Source organism: Pseudomonas sp. F8002, from assembly GCF_013385495.1.
Classification (GTDB): Bacteria; Pseudomonadota; Gammaproteobacteria; order Pseudomonadales; family Pseudomonadaceae; genus Aquipseudomonas.
The window spans coordinates 506,197-520,931 of sequence record NZ_JACAPW010000002.1; the positions used below are offsets into that span (position 1 = coordinate 506,197).

At 60.2% G+C, this 14,735-nt stretch carries 8 protein-coding genes and 2 pseudogenes; 7 read left to right on the forward strand and 3 right to left on the reverse strand.

Going from position 1 to position 14,735, the window contains the following annotated elements:
- The first annotated feature begins 224 nt into the window (after positions 1-224).
- The 5 genes and pseudogenes from HX811_RS04740 to HX811_RS04760 form a co-directional block, all read left to right on the forward strand.
- Positions 225-998 (forward strand): carboxymuconolactone decarboxylase family protein, encoded by a 774-nt coding sequence (locus HX811_RS04740; protein ID WP_177044983.1) that lies wholly within the window; start codon positions 225-227, stop codon positions 996-998.
- Between the two features lie 121 nt (positions 999-1,119).
- Positions 1,120-2,064, forward strand: a complete 945-nt coding sequence (locus tag HX811_RS04745; protein WP_173406085.1) for an alpha/beta fold hydrolase — start codon at positions 1,120-1,122, stop codon at positions 2,062-2,064.
- A gap of 48 nt (positions 2,065-2,112) precedes the next feature.
- The gene (locus HX811_RS04750; protein WP_177044985.1) at positions 2,113-3,165 is read left to right on the forward strand and encodes an alpha/beta hydrolase; all 1,053 of its coding nucleotides are present in this window, start codon (positions 2,113-2,115) and stop codon (positions 3,163-3,165) included.
- An 82-nt stretch (positions 3,166-3,247) separates the two neighbouring features.
- Positions 3,248-4,141 (forward strand): LysR family transcriptional regulator, encoded by an 894-nt coding sequence (locus HX811_RS04755; RefSeq protein ID WP_003209726.1) that lies wholly within the window; start codon positions 3,248-3,250, stop codon positions 4,139-4,141.
- A 283-nt stretch (positions 4,142-4,424) separates the two neighbouring features.
- Positions 4,425-5,222 (forward strand): annotated as a pseudogene (locus HX811_RS04760) (methyl-accepting chemotaxis protein); the annotation flags it as partial.
- Positions 5,223-5,363: 141 nt separating this feature from the next.
- Here the strand turns inward: HX811_RS04760 and yiaY are convergent.
- A complete protein-coding gene (gene yiaY / locus HX811_RS04765) occupies positions 5,364-6,512 on the reverse strand; it encodes an L-threonine dehydrogenase (RefSeq protein ID WP_177044987.1) in 1,149 nt (382 codons plus the stop codon).
- Between the two features lie 328 nt (positions 6,513-6,840).
- Here yiaY and HX811_RS04770 point away from each other — a divergent pair.
- Positions 6,841-6,990, forward strand: a pseudogene (locus HX811_RS04770) (YeeE/YedE family protein); the annotation flags it as partial.
- Positions 6,991-7,458: 468 nt separating this feature from the next.
- Here the strand turns inward: HX811_RS04770 and HX811_RS04775 are convergent.
- Entirely contained in the window at positions 7,459-7,758 is a 300-nt protein-coding gene (locus HX811_RS04775; RefSeq protein ID WP_102606381.1) for a hypothetical protein, read from the reverse strand.
- Positions 7,759-8,168: 410 nt separating this feature from the next.
- On the opposite strand from HX811_RS04775, the gene HX811_RS04780 reads away from it, so the two are divergent.
- Complete coding sequence (locus tag HX811_RS04780) at positions 8,169-9,380, forward strand: SIR2 family protein (protein WP_177044989.1); 1,212 nt, start codon at positions 8,169-8,171, stop codon at positions 9,378-9,380.
- Between the two features lie 158 nt (positions 9,381-9,538).
- Here the strand turns inward: HX811_RS04780 and HX811_RS04785 are convergent, their stop codons facing one another.
- Complete coding sequence (locus tag HX811_RS04785; protein ID WP_177044991.1) at positions 9,539-14,683, reverse strand: YadA-like family protein; 5,145 nt, start codon at positions 14,681-14,683, stop codon at positions 9,539-9,541.
- Between the last annotated feature and the right edge of the window lie 52 nt (positions 14,684-14,735).

Genomic DNA, 14,735 nt, shown 5'->3' on the forward strand with positions numbered 1-14,735 from the left:
ACGGAATGTGTCGAAGCTGCTCGACCGGCACGTTCGCGGCGAACCGCCACGTAACCTCAATGCCCCGTAACAACCTGCCCGCATCGGGATTCCAGCGGTTATCGCACGTCGACTCATGAGTTCTGCTCATGAGTCCATGCGCTATTTCGGGGTTAATCGCCACAACCATCCTCCTTACGATCCAGCAACACCGCAGCGCCCCGCAATGGATGGAGCCCTTCACGATGATCACTGACACCCGCAACCGCACTGCCCTCCCCACACTCATGGCGCTCTGCCTGAGCGTCGGGGCGATGTTCAGCGTCACCACTCAAGCAGCCGAGGCTTCGCCCACCATGACCAGCACACCCGCCAGCGCAGCCAGCTTGTCGAGCCAGCAACAAGCCATTCCACTGATCGCGGCGTTCATGGCGACCAGCGACATGCCCAACCTCAACACGGCGCTCAACCAAGGGCTTGATGCCGGCCTGACCATTAGCGAAACCCGCGAAGTCCTCGTGCAGCTCTACGCCTACGTCGGCTTCCCGCGCAGCCTCAACGCCTTGAATGAATTGATGACCGTGGTGCAGGCGCGCAAACAACGCGGCCTTGACGATGCGCCGGGGCGTGAGCCGAGCCGGGTGATACCGGTGGGGGATGAGCTATTGGCAGCGGGTACGGCGAATCAAACGAAAATCTCCGGCGCCCCGGTCAAAGGCCCGGTGTTCGAGTTCGCCCCAGTGATCAACCAGTTCCTGCAAACGCACCTGTTCGGCGACATCTTCGAGCGCGACAACCTCGACTGGCAAAGTCGCGAATTGGCGACTGTCGGAGCGCTGGCAGCGACGCCGGGGGTCGAGCCTCAGTTGCGCTCGCACATGGCGGCGAGCCTGCGCGTCGGGCTCAGCGCAGCACAGTTGCACCTAGTCACCGAACTGCTGAAAAAGCATGGCGATGCACAGACTGCCGAGCGGGCCAACGCAGCGCTGGTCCAAGCCCTCGCGGCGTCGAGGAAGTGACATGAGAACTGCAAAACGTCTGCTGATCGTCATGCTGTTGAGCCTGTTGGCGGCCTGCGCGAACCACTCCGAAGGCCCGCTGCTGATCCAGAAACAAGGCAGCTTCGCCGCCGGCGGAACGATGACCACGGCACCGGGCACCTTCAACCCGCGCCAACCGATGACGCCCAACGGTCAGACCTACCACGGTGACCACGCCTACGCCTTCTATCAAATCCCGGTGGACGCGCGAAAACTGCCCATCGTCATGTGGCACGGCGCAGGTCAGTTTTCCAAGACCTGGGAAACCACCGCCGATGGTCGCGAGGGTTTTCAGAACATCTTTCTGCGCCGCCACTACGGCGTCTATCTGATCGATCAACCCCGGCGTGGTGATGCCGGGCGCAGCATGGTCGAGACTACCATCAAGCCTGTGCCGGACGAACAACTGTGGTTCAACCAGTTCCGTATCGGCCTTTGGCCCCGCTACTTCAACGGCGTGCAAGTGGCACAGGACGCCCAGACCCGCGAGCAGTTTTTCAGGGCTATGACACCGAACACCGGGCCGTTTGACATGGGCGTGGTCTCCGATGGTGTGTCGGCGCTGTTCGACAAAATCGGCCCCGGCATCCTGTTTACCCATTCTCAGGGCGGCGGGCCGGGCTGGTTGACGGCGATCAAGAACGACAAGGTCAAAGCCATCGTGGCGTTCGAACCGGGCAGCAGTTTCGTGTTTGCTGACGGTGAAGTGCCGGCGCCGATCCCCAGCGCGTTCGACACGGTGCAAGGCGCAGCGGTGCCGATGGAGCAATTCATGGCACTGACGCGCATTCCGATTCTGATCCTGTACGGCGACAACATCCCGGAACAGGCAGTCGATCTGCCCGCTCAGGACAGTTGGCGCGCACGCCTGAAAATGGCCCGGCTCTGGCGTGACGCGGTCAATCGCCATGGCGGTGATGTGCGACTGATACACCTGCCGGAGATTGGCATTCACGGCAATACCCATTTCCCCATGTCGGATCTGAACAACGTGCAGATCGCTGACCTGGTCGCGCAGTTCCTCAAAGAAAAACAGCTGGACTGACCCAAATACTTTCGCAACTGCCGTCCTTTTTTTGCTCAGGAGCTTCACGTGAAGAACACCCTCAAAGCCACGTTCATGTCGGCATTGGTCGGCCTCTCGGCAGGCGAAGCCTTGGCCGCCGACTACAAGAAGAACCCATTCACCCTCGCCTACGACGGCGCGATCACCCGCAACGAACCGGGCAGGGTCAACATCCACCCGGTCAGCTATAAGCTCAACGGTCTGGACATCGCCGCCAACGTCTACACGCCTGCCAACTACGACGCGAAGAAGACCTACCCGACCGTGGTGATTGCGCATCCGAATGGCGGCGTAAAAGAGCAAGTCGCCGGTCTGTATGCCCAGCGCCTCGCCGAACAGGGCTACATCACCATCACGGCCGATGCGGCCTATCAGGGCGCCAGCGGTGGTCAGCCGCGCAGCATCGATAAACCGGCGTATCGCATCGAAGACATTCACGGCATGGCCGATTTCATCAGCCAGTTCGCTGGCGTGGATGACAATCGTCTGGGCCTGCTCGGCATTTGTGGCGGCGGTGGTTATTCGTTGGCGGCGGCGCAAACCGACAAACGCTTCAAATCCCTGGCGACGGTGAGCATGTTCAACTCGGGTCGAGTACGCCGCAACGGCTACAACGACTCGCAAATGGACAGCATCCAGCAACGTTTGCAACAGGCATCAGCAGCCCGCGCGCAAGAAGCAGCGCGGGGCGCGGTGCTGTATTCGGGGGATGCCAACCTCACCGATGAGCAGATTGCCAAACTGCCTTTCGAACTGTATCGCCAAGGTTATGAGTACTACTGGAAAACCCACGCGCACCCGAACTCGACCTTCAAATACACCACCAGCAGCCTTATTGACCTGATGCGTTTCGACGCCACCGACCATATCGAGTTGATCAATCAACCGTTGCTGATGATCGCCGGCAGCAAGGCCGACAGCCTGTACATGACTCAGGATGCGTTCCCCAAAGCCACCGGCACCACCGACAAGGAAGTGTTCATCCTCGATGGCGCCACCCACATTGAAACCTACTGGGTGCCGCGTTATGTCGATGCGGCGATCGACAAACTGACGGATTTTTACTCACGCACCTTGTGATCAGCGCACCAAGGGTCGCGCATCCGTGCGCGACCTGCTTTCATGGAATAATCACGCGCTCCTCATGAGAGGTTTTCATCAAATGTCCCGCCCCAATCTCAACGACCTGCAAGCCTTCGTGGTCATCACCCGCGAAGGCAGTTTTACCCGTGCTGCCGCGCAACTGGGCGTTTCGCAGTCAGCGCTGAGCCACACTCTGCGGGCACTGGAAACCCGGCTGGGCGTGCGCTTGCTGACGCGGACTACGCGCAGTGTTTCACCAACGGAGGCGGGCCAACGCCTGTATCAAGCGATGGCGCCGCGCTTTGAAGAAATTGAACTGGAACTGGCTGCCGTCAGCGAGTTTCGCGACACCCCCGCCGGCAATGTACGGATTCAGGCGTCCGAGCATGCGGCGAACAATATTCTCTGGCCGAAGCTGCTGAAGGTGCTGCCCGACTACCCGGACATCAAGGTCGAAATCACCGTCGATTACGCCCTCGCCGACATCGTCGCGCAGCGCTATGACGCTGGTGTTCGACTGGGTGACCAGGTGGCCAAGGACATGATCGCCGTGCCGATCGGGCCATCGTTACGCATCGCCGTTGTCGGCTCACCGCAGTATTTCCAGCAGCGGCCTTACCCGATGGAACCGAGAGATCTGGCGGCGCACAACTGCATCAACCTGCGCCTGCCGACTCACGGCAGCCTGATGCAATGGGATTTCGAAAAGGATGGCCACGAACTCAAGGCCCGCGTCGAAGGCCAATGGACATTCAACAGCAGCGTGCCCATTCTGCGTGCGGCCGTGGCGGGATGTGGCTTGGCTTTCCTGCCAGAGGACATGGTGGCGAAGGAGCTTGCCGACGGTAGCCTTGTGCGGGTGTTGGAAGATTGGTGCCAACCCTTTGCCGGTTACCATCTCTACTACCCCAATCGCCGTGAACATTCGTCAGCGTTTGGCGTTGTAGTTGAGGCGTTACTCTACAAGAGCTGAGTCATCGACCTTCAAGGCGTCTGAATTTTTCCCGCCCCCTCAAACCGTGAATGAGCAGATGATTTTGATCGACTGCGTCGGGCGCGACCGGCTGCAAGCCGATTGCTGCCCCTCGTAACAAGCAGCTTCTGGCTTATCCCCCCTAAAGCCCCACCCAAAAACGCCGATAACCTCCTACCATCAATCAACCCCCGCTCCCCTACACCCGATTCGCTCCCCGCATGCTCGTATGGCACGTCGCATGCTTGCCTCACCCCGGCCCGTCCACATGGAGTACGAGTGAATGCCTGCCCAAGCCCGTTTCATCGAGCACTACCGCAAAGCCGACCGCATCATGCTCGCCCTGATCTGGCTGATGACCCTCTTCTCCCTGGGCCTGGCGTTCTGGCACGACACGCTGCTTCAAGCGCTCTTCATAGGCGCCGGCACCAGCGTGGTGCTGACCCTGGCCTATCGCGTCATCGGCGGCACCCGCCTGATGCGTTGCGCCCTTGGCGTCGGCCTGATGGTCATGGCGGCGTTGCACATCAACCAGGCCCAGGGTGTCATCGAATCGCACTTCGGTATCTTCGCGCTGCTGGCGGTGCTGACGTTCTACCGCGACTGGCTGCCTATCCTGGTGGCCGCTGTCACCATCGCGGTACACCACGTGGTGTTTCATGCCTTGCAGCACCAGGGTTTCCCGGTGTTTGTGATGGAGCATCACGGCGGCTGGAGCATGATTTTCGTCCACGCGTTCTACGTGGTGATGGAGACGGTCGCCCTGCTCTACCTCGCGGTGCACAGCCAGACAGAAGCGGTAGAAAGCCAGGAAATGCTCGAAAAAATGCTCGCCGTCACCACGCAGTTCAGCGGTGAGGCCGTCAAAGGCAGTCCGGAAAAAGTCCATGTTTCCCTTGCCACCCGTTTCGATCACTTTCTGACCCAGATCACCGGCCTGATCGACGGCGTCGCCCGCGACTCCCACGGCCTCGGCCAACTCGGTCAGGAGCTGGCTCACGCCAGCGGCACCCTGGAAAAAGGCGCGCGCCACCAACTGGCGGAAATCACCCAGATGACCGGTTCCATGCAGCGCATGGACTAATGGCCGACAGTAGCCGCTCATGACAGACCACTTCCAGCCAAGCCATTGAGCCACTTCGACCCTATCGATGAGTAAAACCAAAACACCCCGCACTTCAACCAAAGGCGGGGTGTTCTCTCTTACCTCACTTCACATCAATCACATCGCCGTGTGAAAAATCTGCTCAATCTCATCCTGATTGGCAGGACGCGGATTGGTAAAACCGCAGGCATCTTTCATGGCATTGGCTGCCAGTGTCGGAATATCGTCAGCCTTTACACCCAACTCAACGAGCCCGCTCGGAATCCCCACATCCGCAGACAGTTTACGGATGGCCGTGATAGCCGCCGCAGCACCCTTCTCCGCATCCAGTTGCTGAGTCTCAACCCCCATTGCATGGGCAATATCCTTAAACCGGGCCGGGCACACGCTGGCGTTGAAGCTCGACACATGGGGCAGCAGGATCGCATTGCACACGCCGTGAGGCAGGTCGTAGAACCCGCCCAGTTGGTGCGCCATGGCATGTACATAACCCAGCGAAGCATTGTTGAAGGCCATGCCGGCAAGGAATTGCGCGTAGGCCATGTTTTCCCGGGCGGTCATGTTGTCACCCTGGGCAACGGCGGTGCGCAGGTTGGCCGAGATCAATTCGATGGCTTTGAGTGCACAGGCATCGGTGATCGGCGTGGCCGCCGTCGACACGTAGGCTTCGACGGCGTGGGTCAGTGCGTCCATGCCGGTGGCGGCGGTCAGGCCCTTGGGCATGGCGGCCATCAGCGAAGGGTCGTTGACGGATAACAGGGGGGTGACGTTGCGGTCGACGATGGCCATTTTCACGTGGCGGACTTCGTCGGTGATGATGCAGAAACGGGTCATTTCACTCGCCGTGCCGGCGGTGGTGTTGATGGCGATCAGTGGCATTTGTGGTTTGGCGGATTGGTCCACGCCTTCGTAGTCGCTGATGTGCCCGCCGTTGGCGGCGCACAGGGCAATGCCCTTGGCGCAGTCATGGGGTGAACCGCCGCCCAGGGAAATAATGAAATCACAGTCGCTGCGGGCCAGCAGTTCCAGGCCCCTCTCCACGTTGCTGACGGTCGGATTCGGTTTGGCGCCGTCAAACAGGGTGGAGTCGATGTCTTGCTGGGCCAACAGGCCGGCGACCTTGGCCGCCACGCCGGCTTTGGCCAGGCCGGCATCGGTGACGATCAAGGCTTTGCGGAATCCGTACTTGCGGATTGCGAGCATCGCCTCGTCGAGGCTGCCAATGCCCATCATGTTCACGGAAGGAATGAAGAAGGTGCTACTCATGATAAATCCTCTTTTTATTATGGAGACACGGGAGTCAGTGAGGTTTTCTACTCATCTCGCAGGTGATGCGGCGCGTCTTGTTGTCATCGTTGACGATCACAAAGCTGAGCCTAAACCTATGGCGTCAGACCGAAATGGTCCTTTAGCGGGCATTGACACCTCCTTTAGTACTGGAAGCAGGGCTTCACCCATTCCATGGGGAGCGGCAGCAAAATCTGACTTGCGCAGACCCCGACCCGCACGGATGGTTATGATGGTTCGCTGATCAACAGCCCTCACCTACTCTCCTGTGCAGGAACTGCAAAATGAGCATTGATTGGATCAAGTTGTCGCAGGTATCAGCGGCTTGCTGGGCAGCGTGATGCGGTTTGGCAGTGAGGGCTGGGGCGAGAAAGCGTTGTTTCTGCTTGGCCTGGTGATTGCGCCATTGCTGCGGGGGCTGTTTAGCGTCTTGCCACAGATCGAGATCACGGCACAGTGACCGGGGCCTGAAACCCGTCACTCGCCTTGGTGATGGTCGGGGCCATCGCCGTGGAGGTTATTCCGATGAATTGGGCGCGCAACAACTCACGCACGGCTTCATGGAACGACTCCAACCTCGTGGCATTGATGCGGACGGTTATATCCTCACCGTGTCCAACGTCGAGATGCAGCCACAGTTTCAGGATTTACTTGTGGACGCTTGCATGACGCTCACGCGGTCAGACAGGACCTGATGTGGCCGCAAACACTGGAACGCGTCTATGAAATCAGGGGCTATTCAGTTTTTACTGCGCACGGAGCTCATTCCACATAACGGAGCTACAAATGCGTCCGACCGGAGATCGCCTGTGCGGCTGCGCAAACCCGTGCTTGTAGGTCTTCATCGCCAGTGTTGTAGCGCGGGGCTTGCTCATCTAGCACAGGCCTTGGATTGACTCCCCATAAATGGCCGATACTCCTCTTCTTATTGATGAGTATCAGCCTCCTCTGCGGGATAAAACTCGCCCTCCTTCCCCATTTTTTTCAGCCGTTCGCGCACAATTACCTCGACGCTGGCTACGGCGGTTTGATCGTCAGGGTTGACCAACTGCAAGCACAAGCGTTGGACATTCTGATCGTGGGTGCCCTCGCTCATCATCTCGTGGGTGAAGACCTGTTCGCCACGCCATAGGCATAGCTGGGTATGCGTCTCGCCAAGCCATATTTCGTTGATTGATCGAAGGTCGGTTGTCTCTAGTTGATCGACGGTGATTGTCTTATCCATTGCGCTGTACCTTACCCATGAGTAGATACAGGTAGACTTACCGGCATAGCGGGTCGTTCCACGCGTTGGCAGTTCAACCGGGCTAATGGTGGTTAAGCACGTCCCGGTTAGAACCAGGACAATTGACGATTGAAGATGCACAGTACGAGCCGATAAGGGCCATCACATGACTGATCCTGCTGTTCCACATGCAAATGGCCGCGCCTGGATCAACTTTGATCTCCCCTCCTCGGGCCGATACTGCCAGCTCACACATGGCGCGCAGCCTACGGAACGACCGGCTGCTATCGGCCAAAAGCCGCCATTCGACCGAGCATGAATTGATATATCTTCAGTACCGGACTCTGCGACACGTGCAGCCATACCTGCTGAACAAGCTGGCGAAAACTACCTACGCGTAAGAGATATCAATGACAACGTTTTGGAAAAAAAGAATTCTAGTTCTTGTCGGCGCCGGGGCCTCTGTCGATTTCGGTATTCCTCAGACCAGAGATTTTACAGCAGCTCTCGAAAACGAGCTTAGGAACAACCAATATTGCGTCAAAACGGGGGGATTGAAGGCCTACGAATGGGTGAAAAGTACGCTTGAGGAGTATTACGGTGCAGAGCCGTGGGAGGCTCATTTTGAGCGCGTTTACCATTCGCTCCACGAGTTGGCAGCGATGAACCACATCGATGGAGCCGTGCCGAAGTACAAGCCTGTCCTCTACCCCTTTTTGAGACCGCAGCACGACCATACAAACGAGGCCCTACGAGCTGCAGCTAACGCGATGCTGGAGGCCATTTACAAAATCGCGTCTACATCATCCAACACTCCAAAGCTCAGTCTGGCACCACTCAGCGCCTTTATTGAAGGACTAAAGAATCACGGGGTGCCCAGGATATACACGACAAACTACGACGATTTTTTCTCGCAGGCTTGTCCAGGATTGTTCACCGGATTCACAAATAAAAGGGACGAATACAGCCTCTTCAGCCCAAAGGACTATTGGGAGCAGTGGGATACACCTGGGCTTTTCCATCTTCACGGTTCAGTTCACTTTGGTTTCCCTCTGAGCATCAAGCGAGATCCTGACGTTGGAATAGGTGATCTAGGATGGTATGAAAGCAAGGAGGAGGCGATAAGGCACGCGCGTGGCGGCGGGTCAGGTAGTTCACGCTTGGATGGCACACAACTGGAAAGAAGCGCGATCATCACCGGTTTAGATAAGCTCGGCCGACTGCAGCAAGCGCCCTATCTCTCCTATTACGGCGGGTTAACGCGTGAAGCCATTGAGGCTGATCTAATAATTGTGTTGGGGAGCGGGTTAGGAGATCTACACCTCAACTCTTGCCTCTTACAGGCGCGAAGAACTCACCCACCAACCCCAATTGTTTACGTAGGTTGGTGGAAGGGTGGGGATCTGCGGGAAGCTTTGAGGGGCGAGATAACTGACCAGACAATAGCTATGGTCCATGACCTGCGAATCGATATTGGTAGTAGACACAAGATGCGGTTCGAGGCCTATCCAGGTTGGACGATCAACGGCGATACCAAGGCAGCGGTTTATGCGAAGGGTTTCTACGACTTCCTTGAGAACCCGGCGACGTTTGCCCAAGTACTAAAAGAGATTCAGGCCTGACAGCCTGAGCCTCTCCATCGCTCATTCGTCTCTACCCTGCACGGCAGATCTGTCGGTTGTCGCGAATACACACACGTCCGGTAAGGATCGATAGCACCCGTCGTGACGGGTAGCTTATGGCCGGAAGCTACCGCTGTGCCATATTGGCAGCTAGTGCACTACCAATGATAACCAAGCCCCAACGTAAGTCCGAAATCTCCCTGCGCGGTGCCCGCACCTGTCGCACGATAGGTCCACTTCCCCCCCCTGGAGCGCGCCGTCAACCCGATGGCCAAAGCGGGCTCACCCTCGTACACAGCCGTTGCCATAGCCACCATCGACTTGCCCGACGACGACGCAACAGGTAACCCGGCGGTGGCCATCACAGCCGCAATACCGGCGTAGACGTCCTGCCGCAGGCTGCCGACGCGGCGGTCGGTATAATCGTTGGCCTCAGTTAGCGATCGATTGGCGGCTTGGTTCGAAAGCCGAGTTGCCTGGCGGAAATTGACAGCGTCCGTGCCTTGCACAGCCTCTGCTGCATGGCTGATCTGACGCTCGGCGCCATACGCACCGACTGCCACGCTACTGGCACGTGTGGCTTGGGACCCCGGCCCCAGCGCCACGCTATTTGTCGCGTTGGCGCCTGCTTGCGAACCCACCGCAGTACTCTGTTTCGCCTGAGCAGTTGCGCCAGCACCGGTGGCGACACTGCGCTCGCCTTCGGCTTGAGTCTGTGCCCCGAGCGCAACCGATTGGCTATCCGGACGCGTGGATACGTTGTCGCCGGCTTCGCTCGCATCCACGGCAATGCCGGAAGACTGCTGGCCCAATTGTTTGGCCTGCTGATTCACTGCCTCAAGTTGGCGCCCGTTGACAGCATCGAGGCTGGTGGAACTAACCTCGCCGTCCTCAACGCCACCCAACGTGCGCGAGCCTTGGCTGCCACTGATAGCGACCTGGGCGCCATCAGCAATACCGGCCAACTGTATGTCACGACTAACCGGATCCTGGCGTACATGCCCCACCTCACCGTTGTCCATCTGTTTGCGCAGTGTCTCGGCTTGCGCATTGATGGCATTCGATTGGTCGTCGGTAGCCACCATACGGTCATCGAGTAGACCGAATGCCTGCCCGATGGAGTCGACCTTGATCAACTGAGCCTCGGCACCGTTCTGGCCAGACTGCGTCACTGCATAGGTGGAAGGGCTCGTCGAACCGTCGGCGTTCACGTTCGCGCCGCCGCCCATGGCGGTAGCCAGGAACTGGTCATGTGCTTTAGCGGAGACCTGGATGTGCCCGAGAACCGTTTCGCCTTGGGCGATACCTTGCAGCCTGGCGGCTGACTGGTCCGCGACCTGGCCGGCAAGAGTTGCACTGGCGTGCGCTGCGCTGGCGCCATCACGGGCAGTAGCAGCAGCGGATTGTGCGGCCTCGGCACTGCCCTTGGCCGCCTCCGCGCGGCTCTGTGCAATGGCAGCGACGCCTGTCGCACCGACGGCTACGCTTTGCGCCTGGTCAGCCATGGTTTTCCCAGCCAGGGCAACACTCTGGGCTGCCACCGCCGCGCGATCAACGTCATCCAACTGACCCTTGTTCACCGCATCAGCCTGTGCGCTACCGGAAGCCAACCGGGCGATGCGGGCCGGCTCGCTGGCTGAACCGCGGCCTGCGTTGTAGACCCCGTCGATACCACTCCACTGCAACGTGTCATCGCGCAGGCCCTGGATGTTATCCACCAGCGCGTCTAGCTCAGTGGCCTGGGTACGCACGGCATCGTTGAGCGTGGAGAGATTGCCCGCCACCGCGTGCAGCGCCTCACCTGCATTGTCGTGGCTGGTTGCAGGCTGAGCACTGCCAGCGGCTGCGATCAGGGGGATGTTATAGCCAGGTGCCGTGGGCTGGCCTTCAGCGTCCACGGTAGCGCCACCTCCGAGCAGCCGAGTGATGGTCTCGCGACCCACGCCCGCAGCGGCTTTTACCGCCGAGTCCAGGCGCTCTACCACCGTTTGCCCGCCGTCCAGGCCGCCGAGCTGAATCGCAGCCACATCAGCGGTGGACCGGGCGGCGTTGGCAGTGCCCTGGGCATTATCGGCCGTTCGCTGAGCGACCGACGCGACGCTTAACGCCGTGCCGGCTGTCGTTTGTGCTGCAGCGGCTCGATGACTTGCCTGCGTCGCTACGCCTTGCGCCTGGTCGGCGTCGGACTGCGCTACGACGGCGACACTCATCGCATCGATGCTGGCGCTGTTCGCTTGCTGTGCTGTGGTGTGGGCCGTGTCGGCCGAACGCTGTGCCGTGTTTGCCGCATCCAGAGACGCATTGGCGCGGCTCTGGGCAGCCAGGGCCTTCTGATTGACCTGCGAGGCGCTCAGCAACGCATGGTCGGCGGCGCTCTGCGCGGTCTGCGCAGCCGTCTGAGCGGTGGATGCCGCACCCAACGCAGCTTCAGCGTTGGCTTGAGTCTCCAGCACGGCATGCTGTGTGCCGGACGCCGCGTCGGAAGCGGTGTCGGCACGGCTTTGAGCCGCCTGCGCAGAAGCATGCGCGACGGTGGCGAGGCTCAGCGCCCGGCTGGCGGTAGTGTCGGCAGCGCTGGCTGCTTCTCGTGCTGTCGACGCGACGCCCAATGCGGTATCGGCGCTGTTGCGTGCGGCCATGGCAGTGATATTCGCACTGGCAGCCGAGCCCTGCGCAGCGCCTGCAGTGTTTTGCGCGGCATCCGCAGACCGCTGCGCCTGCAAGGCTGAAGACAACGCGAGGTCGGCAGTGCCTTGGGCCCCGTCGGTGATGGCCTGAGCGTTTTCCAGCGCACCCAACGCGCTGTCTGCACCACGCTGGGCGACATCGGCCAGGTCTTGAGCAGAAGCGGCGGTTTCGTGAGCGTTTTTTGCGGTCCCTTGGGCATTCTGCGCATCGGTTTGCGCTGTGACGGCCGCTGCACCTGCCGTGTCAGCTGTTTGCCGGGCGGTGGCTGCCGTTGTCTGGGCGGCGGTCGCCGCGTTCAGTGCGGCGTTGGCTGAAACCTGCGCCGAGTCGACCGCGCTGAGTGCGCCCGCAGCCGTGTCCTGAGCTCCGTCAGCCATGTCCTTGGCGACCTCACCGGCACCCTGGGCGGTCGACGCGAGCCCCGCAGCCCGATCGGCGATTTCACGAGCGGTAGCCGCTGCATCCTGTACCGCGTTCGCCGCGTTCAGGGTCTGGCCGGCAGTGGCTTGCGCGGTTTCAGCGGCCACGTCGGCCTCCCTGCCCACAAGCAAGGCCGCATCCGCAGCGCGCTGTGCACCATCGGCCCTCTCCTGTGCACTTGAAGCCGCAGTGGCAGCCTGGTCCGTCCGGTCTTGTGCATCCGCTACAGCGGCCTGCGCCGAAGTGACCGCATCCGAGACGGCATCAGCCGAGCGCAGGGCAGCTGTCGCGGCAGCTGCAGCCTTGTCCACGACATCTCCCACTTCCTTGACACGGGTTTGCGCCGCGCTGGCCAGAGCCTGCGCCGTCGTAGCGCTGGCGTGTGCCTGTGTGGCGGCGCCTTGGACGGTCTGGGCCGAATGCTGAGCGCTTGCGGCCGCAACGTCGGCACGCTCAGCTACCGCTTGCGCGTTGGCGGCGGTCGTACCGGCCTTGCTGGCGGCGCTTGCCGCCGCGCCGGCGCTGCCCTGGGCTTGATTGGCGGCGTCAAGGGCACCCGCTGCCTCCTGGGAGGCATTGTTGGCCTGTGCCAACGATGAGTCGGCGGCCTCCTTTGCCGCCAACGACACCTGATGAGCCTTGTCCACAGCAGCAGTGGCGGTGCCGGCCGCCTGTTGTGCACGCAAGGCGCTGCTTTCAACGCTGTCCAACTGACCTTTGTTGACAGCATCCGTTACCGCCACGCCGGCAGCCATATTGATAATCGACGTGGGCACGCCAGCGTCCCTGTCGGCGTCATACGCACCCGTCTGGGGGTTCCAGTAGAACCTCCTGGTCGCCCTCAACACCTGGGATTTTTCCGAGATGTCCATGACGGAATCGAACACTTCACCCATGCGGTCATCAGTGACGTTGTGCGCTTTGTCCAAGGCCGCCAGAGCCCCCAACAGCGTGGTGGGCGGCGGTGTTCCCGGGGCAAGGCTGGTCAGTACAAGAGGTGTCGGTACTATCCGATTGCCCTGGGCGAGCGGGCCGGTTCCCAAGGCCTGTGCCATCGATTCACCGGCCGTGGTCTCACGTGTTCCAAGACGGCGGATCGCCTCATATCCCGAGAACAACTGGGCACCGTTAATGGCATCGGTACTTGTGGCGTTCACCGTCCCTGGAGCTACAAAAATCCATTGGCGCAATCGCGCCGCACTGCCGCCGCTGACCGTGCCGACCGCGCTGTTGCGCTCGAAGGAGTAGACGCGTCCATTGAGGGTCACGGGCGTAACTTCGCGCAGATCGTCAGTGGCCGAGAAGCTGCCGAGCGCGACACTCGCCCTCTGGGGGGCCTGGGCGCTGTAACCAAGTGCCAGGCTTTCCAAGTTCGATGCGCTCGCGTTCCTGCCGATCGCTACCGAGTTGTCCCCTCGTGATACTGCGAATCGCCCGCCGGCGAACGAACCCGCACCGCCCGCCTGTGCGCTCGCGCCGAGTGTAGTGGCATACTCACCTGAAGCAGTGGATGCCGAACCGAATGCAGTACTGAATGTATTGGAGGCCGTAGCGGTATTCCCGAACGACAGTGCATAGGGGTTCCGGGCCCTGGCGGTAAGACCTAATGCCATGGTCCAGGCGGCTGTACTCTGGGCACCGCGGCCGAAGGCAAAGCCGTTATCAGTGGCAAGCGGGGCGCCAACCTCAATGCCGGAATGGCCAATCGCGATGCTGCCGTTGACACCTCCCAACATCAGCCGCCCACCGTTGATATACAGCTCCCCGCCCAAGGAAAGCGAGGTTGCACCAACACCCGGTGTTCCTAACGGCCGATAGAACATCACGCTCTCGGTTTGGCCATCCTTGGCGTTCGAGTCACACTGCCCCGACTGACCATCCTTGAAATTCAAGTTTTCGTTCAAATAGGCTCTGTCGGCCCCGGTGCCTGCAGTATAAGTATTTTGGGGGTCATTGAGACTGACGCATTCGCCGCTGTCATTCGCATTGATGTGTACACCGTTGCCTGCACGGGCATCAGACACGCCCAGCAGCGCCGAAACCCCGGTAAGGGTCAGCAGGCCGAGAGTCGGCCAACCGCGTGATGTGACCGCAAACTCGGGGCAGTAGAAGCCGCGAATGAGGGAGCGAAGTGAGTTGAGAGGAACAGCATGCGGACAAGCGACCTGCGAATCGAAACGCAATGTGACTTTCACGATGACTTACCTGAGACATTGACGGATGCGTCGAACCGAAACAAGGCACCAC

Bases quoted from the DNA above. Each gene is read 5' to 3' on its own strand.
- HX811_RS04755 (WP_003209726.1), top strand. From the start codon at position 3,248: ATGTCCCGCCCCAATCTCAACGACCTGCAAGCCTTCGTGGTCATCACC.
- HX811_RS04775 (WP_102606381.1), bottom strand. From the start codon at position 7,758: ATGGATAAGACAATCACCGTCGATCAACTAGAGACAACCGACCTTCGA.
- yiaY (WP_177044987.1), bottom strand. From the start codon at position 6,512: ATGAGTAGCACCTTCTTCATTCCTTCCGTGAACATGATGGGCATTGGC.
- HX811_RS04740 (WP_177044983.1), top strand. From the start codon at position 225: ATGATCACTGACACCCGCAACCGCACTGCCCTCCCCACACTCATGGCG.
- HX811_RS04780 (WP_177044989.1), top strand. From the start codon at position 8,169: ATGACAACGTTTTGGAAAAAAAGAATTCTAGTTCTTGTCGGCGCCGGG.
- HX811_RS04745 (WP_173406085.1), top strand. From the start codon at position 1,120: ATGACCACGGCACCGGGCACCTTCAACCCGCGCCAACCGATGACGCCC.